The sequence below is a fragment of the Dactylosporangium sp. NPDC006015 genome, assembly GCF_040614215.1.
Lineage (GTDB): Bacteria > Actinomycetota > Actinomycetes > Mycobacteriales > Micromonosporaceae > Dactylosporangium > Dactylosporangium maewongense.
Map to the genome: position 1 here is coordinate 55,434 of NZ_JBEXUD010000055.1, position 15,284 is coordinate 70,717.

General features: G+C 71.1%; 18 protein-coding genes. 8 read left to right on the forward strand and 10 right to left on the reverse strand.

Annotation, left to right across the window (positions count from 1 at the left end; translation table 11 throughout):
* The first annotated feature begins 91 nt into the window (after positions 1-91).
* Entirely contained in the window at positions 92-1,366 is a 1,275-nt protein-coding gene (locus ABZ321_RS50365; protein WP_354903522.1) for a sugar efflux transporter, read from the forward strand.
* A gap of 42 nt (positions 1,367-1,408) precedes the next feature.
* Positions 1,409-2,056: a hypothetical protein gene (locus tag ABZ321_RS50370; RefSeq protein ID WP_354903523.1), complete on the forward strand. Its 648-nt coding sequence runs from the start codon at positions 1,409-1,411 to the stop codon at positions 2,054-2,056.
* Here the strand turns inward: ABZ321_RS50370 and ABZ321_RS50375 are convergent.
* Both ABZ321_RS50375 and ABZ321_RS50380 read right to left on the reverse strand, forming a co-directional pair.
* The gene (locus ABZ321_RS50375) at positions 1,998-2,855 is read right to left on the reverse strand and encodes an oxygenase MpaB family protein (RefSeq protein WP_354903524.1); all 858 of its coding nucleotides are present in this window, start codon (positions 2,853-2,855) and stop codon (positions 1,998-2,000) included. The genes ABZ321_RS50370 and ABZ321_RS50375 overlap by 59 nt on opposite strands.
* Complete coding sequence (locus tag ABZ321_RS50380) at positions 2,827-4,434, reverse strand: aminotransferase class I/II-fold pyridoxal phosphate-dependent enzyme (protein ID WP_354903526.1); 1,608 nt, start codon at positions 4,432-4,434, stop codon at positions 2,827-2,829. The genes ABZ321_RS50375 and ABZ321_RS50380 overlap by 29 nt, the downstream gene beginning before the upstream one ends.
* 79 nt (positions 4,435-4,513) lie before the next feature.
* On the opposite strand from ABZ321_RS50380, the gene ABZ321_RS50385 reads away from it, so the two are divergent.
* Positions 4,514-5,314, forward strand: coding sequence for an ABATE domain-containing protein (locus tag ABZ321_RS50385; protein WP_354903527.1), 801 nt, complete (start codon positions 4,514-4,516; stop codon positions 5,312-5,314).
* On the opposite strand, the gene ABZ321_RS50390 is transcribed toward ABZ321_RS50385, so the two are convergent.
* The 5 genes from ABZ321_RS50390 to ABZ321_RS50410 are packed head-to-tail and all read right to left on the reverse strand — an operon-like array spanning position 5,260 to position 9,315.
* Positions 5,260-6,432, reverse strand: a complete 1,173-nt coding sequence (locus ABZ321_RS50390; RefSeq protein WP_354903528.1) for a hypothetical protein — start codon at positions 6,430-6,432, stop codon at positions 5,260-5,262. The two genes, ABZ321_RS50385 and ABZ321_RS50390, sit on opposite strands and share 55 nt — an antisense overlap.
* Positions 6,429-6,995 (reverse strand): TerD family protein, encoded by a 567-nt coding sequence (locus ABZ321_RS50395; RefSeq protein WP_344504621.1) that lies wholly within the window; start codon positions 6,993-6,995, stop codon positions 6,429-6,431. Before ABZ321_RS50395 ends, ABZ321_RS50390 begins: the two co-directional genes overlap by 4 nt.
* Positions 6,992-7,489, reverse strand: coding sequence for a hypothetical protein (locus tag ABZ321_RS50400; protein ID WP_354903530.1), 498 nt, complete (start codon positions 7,487-7,489; stop codon positions 6,992-6,994). The genes ABZ321_RS50395 and ABZ321_RS50400 overlap by 4 nt, the downstream gene beginning before the upstream one ends.
* Positions 7,490-7,496: 7 nt before the next feature.
* Positions 7,497-8,699 (reverse strand): toxic anion resistance protein, encoded by a 1,203-nt coding sequence (locus ABZ321_RS50405; RefSeq protein ID WP_344504624.1) that lies wholly within the window; start codon positions 8,697-8,699, stop codon positions 7,497-7,499.
* A 37-nt stretch (positions 8,700-8,736) separates the two neighbouring features.
* Positions 8,737-9,315: a TerD family protein gene (locus tag ABZ321_RS50410; RefSeq protein WP_344504625.1), complete on the reverse strand. Its 579-nt coding sequence runs from the start codon at positions 9,313-9,315 to the stop codon at positions 8,737-8,739.
* Here ABZ321_RS50410 and ABZ321_RS50415 point away from each other — a divergent pair.
* From ABZ321_RS50415 to ABZ321_RS50435, 5 genes are all read left to right on the forward strand, one after another.
* A complete protein-coding gene (locus ABZ321_RS50415; RefSeq protein ID WP_344504626.1) occupies positions 9,314-9,448 on the forward strand; it encodes a hypothetical protein in 135 nt (44 codons plus the stop codon). The genes ABZ321_RS50410 and ABZ321_RS50415 overlap by 2 nt on opposite strands.
* A 188-nt stretch (positions 9,449-9,636) precedes the next feature.
* A complete protein-coding gene (locus ABZ321_RS50420; RefSeq protein WP_344504627.1) occupies positions 9,637-10,221 on the forward strand; it encodes a TerD family protein in 585 nt (194 codons plus the stop codon).
* Positions 10,222-10,271: 50 nt separating this feature from the next.
* Positions 10,272-11,432 (forward strand): DUF475 domain-containing protein, encoded by a 1,161-nt coding sequence (locus ABZ321_RS50425; RefSeq protein ID WP_354903532.1) that lies wholly within the window; start codon positions 10,272-10,274, stop codon positions 11,430-11,432.
* A gap of 51 nt (positions 11,433-11,483) precedes the next feature.
* Positions 11,484-12,119 (forward strand): hypothetical protein, encoded by a 636-nt coding sequence (locus ABZ321_RS50430; RefSeq protein WP_344504629.1) that lies wholly within the window; start codon positions 11,484-11,486, stop codon positions 12,117-12,119.
* Positions 12,120-12,153: 34 nt separating this feature from the next.
* The gene (locus tag ABZ321_RS50435) at positions 12,154-12,732 is read left to right on the forward strand and encodes a TerD family protein (protein WP_344504630.1); all 579 of its coding nucleotides are present in this window, start codon (positions 12,154-12,156) and stop codon (positions 12,730-12,732) included.
* Positions 12,733-12,890: 158 nt separating this feature from the next.
* Here the strand turns inward: ABZ321_RS50435 and ABZ321_RS50440 are convergent, their stop codons facing one another.
* The 3 genes from ABZ321_RS50440 to ABZ321_RS50450 are packed head-to-tail and all read right to left on the reverse strand — an operon-like array spanning position 12,891 to position 15,279.
* A complete protein-coding gene (locus ABZ321_RS50440) occupies positions 12,891-13,514 on the reverse strand; it encodes a hypothetical protein (RefSeq protein ID WP_344504631.1) in 624 nt (207 codons plus the stop codon).
* A 5-nt stretch (positions 13,515-13,519) separates the two neighbouring features.
* On the reverse strand, positions 13,520-14,350 hold the full coding sequence (locus tag ABZ321_RS50445; protein ID WP_354903534.1) for a carbohydrate ABC transporter permease: 831 nt from the start codon (positions 14,348-14,350) through the stop codon (positions 13,520-13,522).
* Positions 14,347-15,279 carry a sugar ABC transporter permease gene (locus ABZ321_RS50450; protein ID WP_344504809.1) on the reverse strand — a complete coding sequence of 311 codons (933 nt, stop codon included), beginning with the start codon at positions 15,277-15,279 and terminating at the stop codon, positions 14,347-14,349. The genes ABZ321_RS50445 and ABZ321_RS50450 overlap by 4 nt, the downstream gene beginning before the upstream one ends.
* Positions 15,280-15,284: the final 5 nt, after the last annotated feature.

Here is a 15,284-nt window from a genome sequence, read left to right on the forward strand (position 1 = left end):
CGTCAAGCAGGAAACCGTCGCAGCTGAAGGCAAGTGATCCAAAGCACGAAGCCGCCTCCGGAAACCTTCTTTAGCGGTAACGTCCAAGCTCGTGGTAACGAGCACACTGGCCGACGCCCCTGTCAGCAAGGCCCCCAAGGTCCTGGTGCCGCTCGGCGTGATGTTCCTGTTCGTGGGCCTGTCCACGTCGATCGTCGGCCCGTTCGTGTCGCTGTTCCTCAGCACCGCCGTCAAGGCCGACCCGGTGCACGTCGCAGCCTTCCTCGTCGCCGGCCCGGTGTCGATGATCGTGTCCTCGACGGTCATCGGCCGCCTCTCGGACAGGAAGGCCGTGCGGCGGCAGGTCCTCGCCGTCGCGGCCGCCGCCGGCGGGGTCAGCGCCACCGCCACCGCGTTCGCCCGCGACTACTGGGTGCTGCTCGCGCTGACGGTGACGGTGACCGCGATCAGCGGCTCGCTCTTCCCGCAGGCGTTCGCCTACGCCCGGGAGGCCCTGGAGCAGCGCGGCTCCACCCGTGCCGCGATGACGATCAGCACGCTGCGGATGCTGTTCTCGATCGCGTGGGTCGCCGGCCCTCCCGCCGCCGCGTTCCTCGTCGAGCTCGGCGGCTTCCGCGTCCTGTACCTGAGCGCGGCCACCATGTACGCCGCCGCCGTCCTCGTCGCCGTGTTCGTGCTGGGCGACGTCGTGCCGACGCCGAAACCGCAACGCGAGGCGCCGGAGCACGCGCCGTCCAGGGTGCTCCAGGTCGTCGCCGCGCTCACCCTGCTGCAGGCCGCCGGCGTGCTCGGGGTCCAGGCGCTGCCGCTGTTCCTCAGCCACGACCTGCGCGGCTCGGTGCGCGACGCCGGCCTCGTCCTCGGGCTGTGCGCGGCGCTGGAGATCCCGCTGATGCTCGGGTTCGGCGCGCTGTCGACGAGGTGGCCGCTGCGCCGCCTGATCGTCATCGGCGCCGGCCTCGGCGTGCTCTACTACGCGCTCGTCACGGCGTCCGCCCACACCTGGCAGATCGCCGCCGCCCAGCTGGTCAACGCCAGCTTCATCGCCGCCGTGCAGGGCCTCGGCATCTCGTACGTGCAGGAGATGCTGCCCGGTGAGCCCGGCCGCGCCGCGACCCTCGCCGGCAACGCCTACCCGATCGCCGCGATCCTCGTCGGCCCGCTGTTCGGCCTCGCCCAGCACTTCGGCTACCGCTACGCCTACGCCGCCGCCACGACCCTCTGCCTCACCGGCGCCGTGCTGCTCCTGACCGCCCACCGCAAACCGCAAACCGACCGCAAATCGCAAACCGACCGCACACCGCAAACCGACCCCGCACCGCAAACCGACCCCGCACCGCAAACCGACCCCGCACCGCAAACCTGACAGCGCACCGAAATCCTGACGCCTGACGGCACACTTGAAGTAATGACCACCATGCGGTTCGACGGCTGGATCGCCGGCGTCGGCACCGGCGGTGGCACCCGGCTCGTCCTCGGGCACTGGCCCCGCTCCCCGTTCGGCCCGGTCAGCGACGTCATGGTGGAGCGCCCCGACGGTCACCGGGTCCTGCTGGCCGGCACCGCGGACCTCGCCGCGTTCGTCGCCGGAACCTACCGGTTCGACGACGTCCAGGTCGTTCCCGTCGCCGTTCTCCGCGTCGGTACGACCTGGGCCGCCGACGCCGGACCGCTCACCCTCCGGTTCACGACCGGGGGACGCGGGTGGCTCGGCACGCTCCTGCGCTGCGTCCCGCCGGCCCTCGCCCGGCACCCGCGCTGGGTCGCCGCGATCGACCGCCCCGCGCGCCTGCTCCAGCCGGGCGTGCGAACTCACGGCAGCGCCGGCAACGACCGGCACGAGTGGTACGGCGTCCAGGACCTCCACCGCATCGTCGCCGCCACCGCCACCTGGGACGGCGCCGACCTGGGCCCTTTGACGGCCGTCGACCCACCGGTGCGCTTCGGCTTCGGCTCCACGCCCAGGACACCTTCGCTGGCCAGAGTGACGACGACGGTCACGACGACGGTCGGCCCAGCTTCGCCAGGTCGTAGCCGTCGGGGTAGGACTTCGTGACGATCCCGTCCGCGAAGAGCGGCGTCGTGCGCGGTCCCGCCAGCCGCAGCAGCAGCGCCCGCGACCGCAGCACCGCGTGCAGCCCGATCCGCGCCCACGCCGGCGGGTCCGGCACCGCGTACGCGCGGCGCAACGGCGGATCGTAGAGGCTCGCGATCAACGCGTCCGCCACCCCCCGCAACGGCTTCGGGATCCGGCCGCGCAGCAGCTCCCGGGTGACGCGCTCGATCCGCTCCGCCTCCGGGGTGTGCCGCAGGTGGGCCGCCTCGTACGCGTCGAACCACGCCTCGAACGCGGCGTAGCCGGCCGGGATGTCGCGGATCCCCATCCGCAGTCCGACCTCGCGGTAGTACCGGGCGGCCGCCTCGCGCTCCTGCCCGGCGGGGGCGCGCCAGCCGTACCGCCGAAGCCACCGCATCGGGACGACCACCAGCGCGGCCAGGACGTAGACGCTGTCGTCGTTGCCGGCGGGGACCTGCCGGTGCGCCTCGTTGAGCAGCCGCAGCGCCAGCCGGCCGCGGGGGTGCTCGAAGCCGTGCATGAGGATCTCGTACATGATGATGCCGGTGTCGTCGGCGCGCCGGCGCGGCTCGGTCAGGACCCGCCCGGTCCGCACGAGCTCCGCGGCGACGCGGGGGAGGGCGAACGACCGGTTGAACGCCAGGTTGAACGCCATCCGCATGTCCCAGGGGAACTCCTCGCGGAGCGTGAGCTGGTGGATCAGCAGGTAGTCGGCCTCCGGGTCGCTGCCTTCGATGCGCCGCAGGTTGTCATATCGACCTCTCCTGATCCCCCGCATGGTCGAGCAGTCTAGGAGACTCCGCCGCGGCGGGTTCGAGCCGGTCCAGCATCTCGGCGAGCACACCGGGGCCGGTGGCGAAGTTGAGCCGGACGAACCCGGCGGTGTCCACGGCCGTGCCCGCGGAGAAGTCGGCGCCCGGGCTCAGCCTGACCTTCGCGGCCCGCTCCAGGTGCCCGGCCGGATCGGTGCCGCCCCAGGGGATCCAGCTCAGATAGGTGGCCTCGGGCGCGCGGTGCGGGAGGCGGGCGGCGACGGTGTCACGGTTGCGCCGCAGCAGCTCCCTGGTGCGGTTCAGCCAGGTGTACGACTCCCGCCACGCCGCGACCGTCGCGACCCTCCCCGCGATGCCGGGCGTGCCGTAGAGGTCGATCGGCTGCGCGTCGAGCGACCGCCACACCGCCGGCGGGCCGACGTGCGCGACGGCGAGCCGCAGCGCGGCCAGGTTGAACGCCTTCGTCGCCGACGTCGCGGTCACCGTGCGGGCGGCGGTCTCCTCGCTCAGCGACGCGAACGGGGTGTGGCGGTGCGGCTCGTACGCCAGGTCGGCGTGGATCTCGTCGGTGAGCACGACAAGATCCAGGCGCTCCGCCACCTCCGCGACGGCCGCCAGCTCGGCCCGGTCGAACACCCGGCCGGTCGGGTTGTGCGGGTTGACGAGCACCAGCAGCCGGCAGCCGGCGAGCCGTTCGGCGAGCCGCCCGGTGTCGAACGTCCACCGCGCGCCGTCGTCGAGCATCGGCAGCGGCACGATCCGCCGCCCGGCCCGCTGGATGCTGGCGAGGAACGGCGGATACGCCGGGACGTGGATCGCCACCCCGTCGCCGGGCGCGGTCGTGTGCTCGACCATCACCTGCAGGATCTGCAGCACGTCGGTGAAGACCCGGGTCCGGCCGGGGCGCGGGCTCCAGCCGTGCCGCTGCCGCATCCAGTCCTCGAACGCGGTGACGACCGGGTCCTCGCCGCGCCAGAACGGGTAGCCGAAGTCCTCGCGGTGCACGAGGTCCAGCAGGCCGTCGCGGATCGCGGGGGCGACGCCGAGGTCCATGTCGGCGACCCACGCGGCGATGGTGTCCGGCGCGGTGGAGCCCCACTTGACGCCGCTGCCTCTGATGGCGTCCGGGCGTCGCGGTGCGATGCAGTCGCGCAGAATCTCCATCTGGCCGTGGTGCTGGGCGAGCTCCTCGAAGACGTGCTGGAGCGCGGCGCCCTGGGTGCCGACCCGGTCCGGCCCCTGGAACCCGGCGGGTGGCGTGCCGCGGATCGGCTCGCCCGGCGCGGCGGCGCGCACGTCCTCGGCGAACTGTCCGCGGACCGCCTCGACCCTCTGGAGGAGGTCCTCGACCCGGCCCTCCGCGGTGAACTCGGCGTCGCGGTCGCGCTGCGACGGGCGGCCCGCGACGAGCGTCCCGGCCCAGAACTCGACCACGCCCAGGCAGTGCGTCAGCAGTGCGAACGGCGAGTTGGCGCCGGGCAGCGGCCGCCGGCCCGCCCGCTCGTCGCCGAGCTCGGTGACGATGCGGACCATGCCGTCCAGCGCGCGGTCGGTGTAGTACAGGTACTCCTCGGCGCTGATCATGCCCGTCCCTCTCGCGTCACCTGCTTGACCGGTGACGCCAACCTTGCGCCGGGGGCGCGTCACCTGTCAAGGTGGTGACGTGACGTTCGTGTTCGTCAGCGGTGACCTCGCGCTCGACTTCGCCGGCACGCTGAAGTGGCGCCGCTCGGCCGCCCCGGAGGAGCTCCTCACCGGGCCGGCCGAGGCGGCTCGATGGGCGGTGGCGGCCGGTGTACTGTCCACCGCACCCCGACTGTCCACTGTGGATTTCACGGGCCTGCTGGAGCTGCGGGAGGCGGTCTACCGGCTCGCCGTGGCGGGGCTGGCGGGGCAGCCGTGGCCGCCGGCGGACCTGCGTGCGCTCAATGCCGCGGCCGCGGCGCCGCCGCCGCGGGTGACGCTCACCGCGGGCGGGGTCCGGCGGGCGGGGCCGCCGTCGGCGGCGGGCGCGTCGATCGGGGCCGCCGTCGCGGTCGCCGCGGTCGAGCTGCTCGGCTCCCTCGGGTCCCTCACCGTGCGGGAGTGCGCCCTCGACGAGTGCACGAGGTTGTTCGTGGACCGGTCCAGGGCCGGCAACCGCACCTGGTGCGGCATGGAGGAGTGCGGCAACAGGGTCAAGGCGGCCTCGTACCGCGCCCGCCGGGCCACCGGCGCCGACGCTGCTGGCGCTGGCGCTGGCGCTGGCGCTGGCGCTGGCGCTGGCGGTGGCGGTGGCGGTGGCGGTGGCGGTGGCGGTGGCGCGGGTGGTGCCGACGGTGGCGCGGGTGGCGCCCGGGGTGGCGTTGGTCGGGGCGCGGGTGGCGCCCGTGGTGGCGCTGATCGCGTTGGTGGTGGCGCGGGTGGTGGTCAGGCGGTCGGCGGGATGGCGGTGTCGGCGTCGCGCCAGGCGATGCGGTCGTAGCCGAAGGCGAGGCAGGCGTCCCGGGTGCGGCCCGGCACCGTCTGGGCCTCGGCGCGCAGGACGATCTCGCCGTCGACGTTGTAGAGGGACAGCAGGACCGTCGGGCCCGGCGGCGGGGGCTGGACCGGCACCTCGACGCGGGCGTGGCCGTGGGTGCTGATCAGCAGGGTGCCGGCCCAGTAGGGGCCGGGGTCGGCGGTGGGGATGCCGAAGATGATGAGCCGCCGCAGGTGCCGGCCGTGCAGCAGGTCCAGGCGGAGCCGCTGGTGCCCGGCCCGGCGGTCCATGGTGAGCGGGCCGAAGGTCTCGCCGGGCCTGAGGACCGACGACGTGCCTGAGTCCAGCTGAAACGCGCAGCCCAGCGCGAACCCCTCGTCCGGCGACCACGCGGCCTCGAAGGTCAGCGCGCCGATCCCGGACTGGAGCCGGCTCAGCATGACCGACGGGTGCCGCGGCCCCAGCACCGTCGGCGCCGACGGGTTCGTCCGCGGCGGGGTGAACGCCGTCGCGGGCGGGGGAGCGGCCGGCACGGGCGTCCGTGGCGCGGCTGGCCCGGACAGGTCGAGCGACGTCCCCCCGTGCTGCACGGACGGCGGCGGCGCGCCGCCACCGGACAGGTCGAGGGAGGTGCTGCCGGAGCGCGCGGCCGGGGGTGGCGTCGGTCCGGACAGGTCGAGCGAGGTGCCGCCGGACTGCGCGGCCGGGGGCGGCGTCGGCCCGGACAGGTCCAGCGACGTGCTGCCGGACGGCGGGGGCGGCGGCGCGGCGGGCGCTGACAGGTCGAGCGAGGTGTTCCCGGGCGGCGCGGGCGGTGCGGCCGGCCCGGACAGGTCCAGCGACGTGCTGCCGGACTGCGGCGGCGCGGCGGGGCCGGACAGGTCCAGCGAGGTGCTGCCGCCGTCCCTGGCGGGCGCCGGGGGAGGCGTGGCCGGTCCGGAGAGGTCCAGGGACGTGCTGCCCGACGGGGCGGGAGCGGCCAGGTCCACGGTCGGGGCGGCGGCCGGGGCGGCGGTCGCGGGGAGGCGGCGGTGGCGGATCCAGGACAGGTCTTCGGTGGCGCCGGTCCGGGCGGGAACGGCGCGGTGGCGGATCCAGGACAAGTCGTCCGAGCCGGTCACAACCGGATCCCGTAGTCGGCCGCGAGCGCGGTGACGCCGTTGGCGTAGCCGTCGCCGAGGACCTTGAACTTCCAGCCGCCGCTGTGCCGGTACAGCTCGCCGAGCGCCAGGCCCATCTCCAGGTCCAGCGCGGGGGCGAGGTTCTCCGACCGGATCAGCTCCGCGTTGCCGTCGAGGTTGAGGACCCGGATGACGCAGGTCTTCAACCGGCCGAGGGTGCGGCGGACCGCGTTGCCCTCGTTGACGTACATGACGATGACGATCCGCGTGACCTCGGCCGGCGCGGCCGACAGGTCGACCTCGATCTGGTCGTGGTCCTCGCCGACGACCTCGCGCAGCTGCTGCACCGACAGGTCCGGCGAGGAGAGCTGGTTGAAGTACACGAAGTGCCGGTCGGAGACGGCGTCCCCGTCGCCCCGGCACAGGATCGCGGCCACCACGATGTTGTCGGTGAGGACGTGCTCGAGGCCCGCGCTGAACTGCACACCCAGCACCACCCCGCGCAGGTCGGGGATCTCACGCGTCAGGGTGACGTTGGCGCCCCGCTTCATCTCCTTGGTCATGGCAGGTCCAGGTCGGAGCCGGAGAACTTGGTGCGCAGGAAGTTGCCCTGGGTGGTGAGCGCGTCGCGGTCCTGGGCGCGCACGGCGACCAGGATGTTGGACGTCGCCTCCTGCAGCAGGTCGAGCTGCGCGAGCAGCTCGGGCACCGGGGCGGGCCGGTCGCGCATCGACGCCTCCAGGGTCAGGTAGCTGCGAAGGGTGGTCGGCAGGAAGTCCTCGACGGTGTTGCGGACCAGCAGCACCGCGTGGATGTCGAGCGGCCGGGTCGCCGACGTGTCCAGGATCTCCCGGAGCGTGTCGGTGAGCCAGCGCGACCGCACCACGGCGGCCGCCGGCAGCCTGGCCGCCTGCTGGTTGACGAAGTGCTCGGCGTCGGTGATCCGCTTGAGGATCTGGGTGGTGTCGCCGACCGGGTCCCCGGAGGGGTCCGCGGTGGGGGCGGCGGCAGGGGGCGGCGCCTCGTCGTCGTCCCCCCACCAACGTAGCCAGCGCACGGTGGGCTCAGCCGGTCTGCTGGCCGCGCAGCGTGCGCTCGAGATACGGCTTGGCCCGCTCGATCTGCCCCTCCAGGGCGTGGACCGTCTGCGCCATCGAGTCGACCGCCTGCGCGCGGAAGGTGTCGACCGCGTCCATGGTGGCGAAGACGTTGTCGAACGCCGCCTGGAGCTTGTTGATGTCGATGGTGGCCGACGCGGCCTGCTGGTTGATCGCCGCACCCTGCGTCTTGAGCTGCTGGGACGTCGCCTCGATGAGGTTCGAGGTCACCGTGTTGAGCTGGGTGATCTGGTCCAGCACGAGCTTCTGCCGGGCCAGGGCCTGCGACACGATCACCGCGATGCGCAGCGCCGCGACGGTGGTCGTCTGCGCCCGGTCGACGCCCCGGATGAGCTCCAGGTTGTTGCGCCGGACCAGGTCGAGGGCCATGTAGCCCTGCACGTTGACCGCCATCTGGGTCATGATGTCCTGCCGGCGCTGCCGGACCGGGAACAGCGCGTCGGAGCGCAGCGTCGCCGCGGCCTCCGTCTGACCCGAGGCCTCCAGGGCCGACACCTTCGCCGCGATCGCCTCGTCGAGGGCCGCGGCGAGCTCGTTGTACTCCGCGAGGCGGCCCATCGTGGTCCACATGTTGACCTTTTCGGTCTCGATGGCCGCGTTGTCCTTGCGAAGGTCGTTCTGACCGGACTCCAGCGCGACGATGATCGCGTTGAGGTGCGACTGGGCCGACTTGTACTTGGCGAAGTACCGGTCGATCTTGTCGCCACCCGGCAGCCACTTCAGGACCTTCTGCACCCCGGTCAGGTCGGCCCGGTTGGGGTCCAGCTCGGTGATCGTGCTGCGCAGGTCGACGAGGGTGTTGGCGACCCTGACCTGGGCGTCGTCGGTGGCGGCGCGGCCGCGGCCGCGGCCCATCGCGGCGGCGGGACGCTCCAACATGCGGTTGGACATCCCGGCCGCCGCGCGCATGTCCTGCTCGCCCATCGAGGTGATCGAGGCGACCTTCTGCTGGAAGGCGGGCGAGTTGGTGTCGATCGCGGCGAGCTCCTCGACGAAGGCGGCCGCCTTCTGCCGGAGCTCGAGCTGCTTCTCCGTCTGGACGGGCACGGCACCGGCCGCCTGCTGCGGCTCCACCACCACGACGGGCGCGGGGGGCGTCAGCACCAGTGCGCCCTGTTGCGGGGCGCCACCGAGATCGAGTTCGGACATCGCAGGAACCCTTCCCATCAACTCGCGTTGGAGCAGCTCAGCCGACGTTGACGCCGAAGTCGCGGGCGATCCCGGCGAGGCCCGAGGCATACCCCTGACCGACGGCCCGGAACTTCCACTCGCCACCGTGCCGGTACAGCTCGCCGAAGATCATCGCGGTCTCGGAGGAGGCGTCCTCGGTCAGGTCGTAGCGGGTCAGCTCGGCGCCGCCGTCCTGGTTGACCACCCGGATGAAGGCGTTGCGGACCTGGCCGAACGACTGGCCGCGCTGCGGGGCCTCGTAGATGGAGACCGGGAACACGATCTTGTGGCACTGGGCGGGCACCGCCGCGAGGTCCACGAGGATCTTCTCGTCGTCGCCGTCGCCACCGCCGGTGAGGTTGTCGCCGGTGTGCTCGACCGAACCCTCGGGGCTCTTCAGGTTGTTGAAGAAGACGAAGTGCTGGTCGGACAGGATCTTGCCGTTCTCACCGAGCATCAGGGCGCTGGCATCCAGGTCGAACTCGGCGCCGGTGGTGGCCCGCTCGTCCCAGCCGAGGCCGATCATCACCGCGCGGAGATTCGGCGCCTGCTTGGTGAGCGAGACATTGCCGCCCTTGGTGAGGGTGACGGACATGGAACTCTCCTCGCGCTCTCGTTATGGTCGTCAACCATGTCCGATCGGCCTGTCGGATATATTCATCCGGCTGATCGACGACACCGGAGCCGCCTTCAAAGCTAACGCGCTTCCGGCTACTGTCGAACATTGATCGAACAAGCCGGAGCCTACCCCAACCCTTCAAGCGGACGCGCCCGTAGGAACGGTGAACGCCGGCCCTTGCTGGCGGGCGGGCGATACTGTCGGGCGGGCAACATCATGATCAGCCCTTGGCGCCGCCTGACGCCGGGGGAACCGCAGGCAAACCTGTAGTCAACACTGAATGACTGGGAGATCGGTATGGGCATCAGCCTGACCAAAGGTGGCAACGTCTCACTGACCAAGCAGGCGGGTCCCGCCGGTCTGACGGCGGTGACCGTCGGCCTCGGTTGGGATGTCCGCACGACGACCGGCACGGAGTTCGACCTCGACGCCTCCGCGATCGCCACGAACGCCGAGGGCCGGGTCTACTCCGACAAGCACTTCGTCTTCTACGGCAACCTCGCCACCCCGGACGGCCACATCCAGCACACCGGTGACAGCCTGACCGGTGAGGGCAGCGGCGACGACGAGCAGATCAAGGTCAACCTGGCCGGCCTGCCCGCCGATGTCGACAAGATCGTCTTCCCGGTGTCCATCTACGACGCCGACACCCGCTCGCAGTCCTTCGGCCAGGTCCGCAACGCCTTCATCCGCGTGTTCAACAGCGCCGACGGCGTCGAGCTCGCGCGGTACGATCTCAGCGAGGACGCTTCCACCGAGACCGCGATGGTGTTCGGCGAATTGTACCGCAATGGCGAGGAATGGAAGTTCCGCGCCGTCGGTCAGGGATACGCATCCGGCCTGCGGGGCATCGCCGGGGACTTCGGCGTCAACGTCGGATAGTAAGGTCGGCGCACCGCAACTTCCCTGATGAGCCCGAAACGGTGTGACAGATGTTCCTGAAGACATTCGGCTGGTCGCTGGCGGTCACCGTGGCGACACTCATTGCCGCCTTCTTCCTCGGCGGGCCCTCCGCGTTCCTGATCGTCGCGATCCTGTGTGTGCTGGAGATCTCGGTGTCGTTCGACAACGCCGTGGTCAACGCGACCGTCCTCGGGCGGATGAACGCCTGGTGGCAACGGCTGTTCCTCACCGTGGGTGTGCTCATCGCCGTCTTCGGCATGCGGCTGGTCTTCCCGCTGCTGCTGGTCGGCATCACCGCCCAGCTCAACCCGGTCGACGTCGTCCGGCTCGCCCTCGAGGGCGGGTCGGTCGACGAGCCCGGCACCTATGCCGCGCTGCTGCACGAGGCGCACCCGAGCATCGCCGCCTTCGGCGGCATGTTCCTGCTCGTGCTCTTCCTCGACTTCATCTTCGAGACCCGCGAGCACACCTGGCTGACCTGGCTGGAGAAGCCGCTCGCGAAGATCGGCAAGCTGGACCAGCTGTCCGTGGTCATCTCCCTGGCCGTCCTCGTCATCGTGGCGGAGACCCTCGCCAAGGACGTCGGCACGGTCATGGTCTCCGGCGTGCTCGGTATCGCCGTGTACATCCTGGTCAACAGCCTCGGTGAGCTCTTCGAGAACGCGGGCGGCCTCGGCGACGACGAGGAAGAGGACGAGAACGAGAAGGCCGCCGCGGGTATCCACGGCGACGCCGGCGACATCGACAAGGGCAAGTCCGGCGGCCCGAACGCCGTCGTGCAGGTGGCCGGCAAGGCCGCGTTCTTCCTGTTCCTCTACCTCGAGGTGCTCGACGCGTCGTTCTCCTTCGACGGTGTCATCGGCGCCTTCGCCATCAGCCAGAACATCTTCGTCATCGCCGCCGGCCTCGGCGTCGGTGCGATGTACATCCGGTCGCTGACGGTCTACCTGGTCCGCAAGGGCACCCTGAGCGAGTACGTGTTCCTCGAGCACGGCGCGCACTGGGCGATCGGCGCCCTCGCCGCGATCCTGCTGGTCGGGATCAAGTTCGAGGTGCCCGAGGTCATCACCGGCCTGATCGGTGTCGGCTTCATCCTCGCCGCGTTCCTGTCCTCGGTGGTCCTCAACCGGCGCAACAGCGCCGCCGAGGCGGCCGAGGAGCGGGCCGAGAGCCTCGCCGGCCGTTCGTAACCCCCCGCAACTCAAACCCGCGTACCCCGTCCGGGAAAGGCAGGCAACGCCGTGACGAATCCGAACAACCCGGTCTCGCTGTCCAAGGTCACGCTGACCAAGGCGGCGCCGGCCGTCTCGCTTGCCAAGCAGGGCGGGGCCGCGGGCATCCTCCGGGTCAACCTCAACTGGGCGCAGCCCGCCGCCAAGGGCGGGCTGTTCAGCCGCAAGCCGAAGGGCGTCGACCTCGACCTCGGCTGCCTCTACGAGTACAGCGACGGCTCCAAGGGCGTGGTCCAGGCCCTCGGCGACTCGCTGCGTGACGTGCACACCCTGGGCCGCGACCCGATCTGCCGCCTCGACGGCGACGACCGGAGCGGCACCAGCACCGGCGGGGAGAACCTCTTCGTCGACCTGCGGTATGCGGCGAACATCCGCCGCATCCTGGTGTTCGCGTTCATCTACGAGGGCACCCCCAACTGGGCCGCGGCCCAGGCCGTGGTGACCTTGTTCCCGGTCGCCGGCCCTCAGCTGGAGATTCACCTCGACGAGCCGGACCCGGCCGCCATGATGTGCGCGATCGCCATGATCGAGGGCAACGGCAACGACGTGTCGGTGCGCCGTGAGGTCCGCTACATCCGCGGCGGCCAGCGCCTGCTCGACGAGACCTACGGCTGGGGCATGCGCTGGGCGGCCGGACGGAAATGACAGCTTCGCCGACAGCAATCGGGAAGGCATACGTATGGGTGTGAGTCTGAGCAAGGGCCAGTCCGTCTCCCTCGTGAAGGGTGGCGGTGGCACGCTCACCAAGGTCCGCATGGGCCTGGGCTGGGACGCGATGAAGAAGAAGGGCCTGTTCGGCGGGTTGAAGACCCAGTCGATCGACCTGGACGCGTCCTGCCTGCTGTTCGACAGCGCCAACCAGCTCGTCGACCAGGTGTGGTTCCGCCAGCTGCGCAGCAACGACGGCGCCGTCCAGCACACCGGCGACAACGTCACCGGCGCGGGCGAGGGCGACGACGAGAGCATCATCGTCGACCTGGTCGCGCTGTCGCTGAACGTCCGCACGCTGGTGTTCGTGGTCAACTCGTTCACCGGGCAGAGCTTCGCCCAGATCGAGAACGCGTACTGCCGGCTGGTCGACGAGACGAACGGCGCCGAGCTGGCCCGCTTCGACCTCAGCGGCTCGGGCCCGCACACCGCGCAGGTCATGGCCAAGGTCACCCGCGACCAGCAGGGCTGGACGATGACCGCGCTCGGCACCCAGGCCTCGGGGCGCACGTTCCGCGACCTGCTCCCCGCGGTCGCCGGCCACCTCTGATCGAAACCGTCACGACGCCCGTTCCGCGAGACCGCGGGGCGGGCGTCGTGCGTTTTCCGGATACCCCGCCGGAGGCCGGAAACGCCCGGAAACGGCGCTGCCCGTGCACGGCGGAATCCGTACACGGGCGGCGGCGGAAATGCGACAGGGAAAGCGATTCAGCCCCGCACCGGGGACGGCCCGGAAACCGTGATCTGCTCGGAATCCGGGGCCGGCTCGGAAAGGCGGCGGGCGGCGATCACGTGCACCGCGAACAACAGGTAGCCGACGAGCAGCGGGGCCGTCACGGGAATCATCGCGCCGATCACGGCGGCGATGGATGACACCCCGGCCACCATCGCCGCCGTGAGCGGTTGCCGCCACACGGTGCCCGCCGCCCAACGCAGCGCACCTGACCATGAACCGTGGTGGGCCAGATGCACGACGCCGAGAGCGCCGGCGGCGAGCAGTGCGGCGGCGACGGCGCCGGTCGCCACGAGCACGGGCAACCCGCCCGGGACCCGGCCTGAGGCGACGGCGCCGAGATTGAACAACAGGAGCCACGCGAGGGTGGCGGCCGCGACCGTGCAGACGGCGCCGGGCAGCAGCGAGCGCACGAACACCCGCCACAGCCGGGACGGCCGCACGGCGGAGCCCTCGATGACGTCGCGGACGGCGACCGAGCCCGCGTGCACGGCCGCGCCGGCGGTGAGCACCGGCAGGCTGCACACCGTGACGGCGATGCCGACCAGGGCGAGGTCGGCCGCCACCGTGACCGTCTCCGTGAACCCGCGACGCGCCACGGCGCTCACCCCTTCAGGCCGGAGGTGTTGATGCCCTCGACGAGCATCTTCTGGAAGGCGAGGAAGAACAGGAAGACCGGCAGCAGCGACAGGACCGACATCGCGAACATCGGCCCGATCTCCGACTGGCCCTGCGAGTCGATGAAGAGCCGCAGCGCGACCGGCACCGTGTACTTCGGCAGGTCCGACACGTACACCAGCTGGCGGAAGAAGTCGTTCCAGGTCCAGATGAACGAGAAGATCGCCGTGGTCACGAGGGCCGGGCGGCTCAGCGGCAGGATCACGTTGCGGAACACCCCGAACGTGGTGCAGCCGTCGATCTTCGCGGCCTCGTCGAGCTCGCGGGGGATGCCGCGCATGAACTGGACCATCAGGAAGACGAAGAACGCCTCGGTGGCCAGGAAGTGCGGCAGGATCAGCGGCAGGTACGGGAACTTGCCGCCGACCAGGTCGAGCTGCCGGAACACGATGAACTGCGGGACGATCAGCACGTGGCCCGGCAGCAGCAGCGTGCCGACCATGACCGCGAACCAGGTGGCCCGCCCGCGGAAGCGCAGCCGGGCGAAGGCGAAGGCGGCGAGCAGGCAGGACAGCGCGTTGCCGACCACGACCAGCAGCGACACGATCGTGCTGTTGAGGAAGAACCGGCCGAAGCTGGTGTCGAGGTGCGACCAGCCCTTCGGGTAGTTGCCGGGGGTGAACGACTCCGGGATGACCCCGGCGTTGCTCAGCATCTCCGGCTGGCTCTTGAGCGAGCTGCCGAGCACCCAGAACAGCGGGTAGAGGATGACCCCGAGCAGCGCGAGGATCACCACCGTGCGCAGGATCGACTTCATCGCTCATCCCCGTAGTGCACCCAGAACCGGCCCGTGCTGAACAGCACGACGGTGAGCAGGCCGACGGCGAGCAGGAACACCCACGCGAGCGCGGAGGCGTAGCCCATCTCGTAGTCGGTGAAGCCCTTGATGTACAGGTAGAGCGTGTACATCAGGGTCGAGTCGACGGGCCCACCGGTGCCGCCGCTGATGACGAACGCCGACGTGAAGCCCTGGAAGCCGTGGATCGTCTCCAGCACGAGGTTGAAGAAGATGACCGGCGACAGGATCGGCAGCGTGATGGACCGGAACTTGCGGAACGCGCCCGCGCCGTCGACCGACGCCGCCTCGTACAGCTCCACCGGGACCTGCTTCAGGCCGGCCAGGAAGATGACCATCGGCGCGCCGAACTGCCAGATCGCCAGCAGGATCAGCGTGCCGAGCGCGTAGTCGGGGTCGTTGACCCAGCCGGGCCCGGCGATGCCGAACACCGACAGCAGCTCGTTGAACGAGCCGTCCCGGCTGAACATCGACACCCAGACGATCGCGAGGGCGACGCTGCCGCCGAGCAGCGACGGCAGGTAGAACAGGCTGCGGTACAGCCCGACGCCGCGGACGGCCTTGTTGAGCAGCAGCGCGACGCCGAGCGCGGCGCCGAGCTTCAGCGGCGTCGCGATGACCGCGAACAGCACCGTGACCTGCACGGCGTGCCAGAACGTCGGATCCTCGGTGAACATCCGCTGGTAGTTGTCGAACCCGACCCAGTTGAGCTCGGACCAGTCCGACAGGATGTCGTAGTCGGTGAAGCTCAGCACCAGCGACATCAGCATCGGGATGGCCGTGATGGTGGCCAGCCCGACGAGCCACGGTGTCAGGAAGAGATAGCCGGCGAGCCCTTCACGACGGGGGCCCCGCGGTTCGATGCGGGGCCCCTTCGCCGCTCGGTGCAAAGGTG

Bases quoted from the DNA above. Each gene is read 5' to 3' on its own strand.
- ABZ321_RS50370 (WP_354903523.1), top strand. From the start codon at position 1,409: ATGACCACCATGCGGTTCGACGGCTGGATCGCCGGCGTCGGCACCGGC.
- ABZ321_RS50375 (WP_354903524.1), bottom strand. From the start codon at position 2,855: ATGCGGGGGATCAGGAGAGGTCGATATGACAACCTGCGGCGCATCGAA.
- ABZ321_RS50380 (WP_354903526.1), bottom strand. From the start codon at position 4,434: ATGATCAGCGCCGAGGAGTACCTGTACTACACCGACCGCGCGCTGGAC.
- ABZ321_RS50395 (WP_344504621.1), bottom strand. From the start codon at position 6,995: ATGACCAAGGAGATGAAGCGGGGCGCCAACGTCACCCTGACGCGTGAG.
- ABZ321_RS50405 (WP_344504624.1), bottom strand. From the start codon at position 8,699: ATGTCCGAACTCGATCTCGGTGGCGCCCCGCAACAGGGCGCACTGGTG.
- ABZ321_RS50415 (WP_344504626.1), top strand. From the start codon at position 9,314: ATGGAACTCTCCTCGCGCTCTCGTTATGGTCGTCAACCATGTCCGATC.
- ABZ321_RS50410 (WP_344504625.1), bottom strand. From the start codon at position 9,315: ATGTCCGTCACCCTCACCAAGGGCGGCAATGTCTCGCTCACCAAGCAG.
- ABZ321_RS50420 (WP_344504627.1), top strand. From the start codon at position 9,637: ATGGGCATCAGCCTGACCAAAGGTGGCAACGTCTCACTGACCAAGCAG.
- ABZ321_RS50425 (WP_354903532.1), top strand. From the start codon at position 10,272: ATGTTCCTGAAGACATTCGGCTGGTCGCTGGCGGTCACCGTGGCGACA.
- ABZ321_RS50435 (WP_344504630.1), top strand. From the start codon at position 12,154: ATGGGTGTGAGTCTGAGCAAGGGCCAGTCCGTCTCCCTCGTGAAGGGT.
- ABZ321_RS50445 (WP_354903534.1), bottom strand. From the start codon at position 14,350: ATGAAGTCGATCCTGCGCACGGTGGTGATCCTCGCGCTGCTCGGGGTC.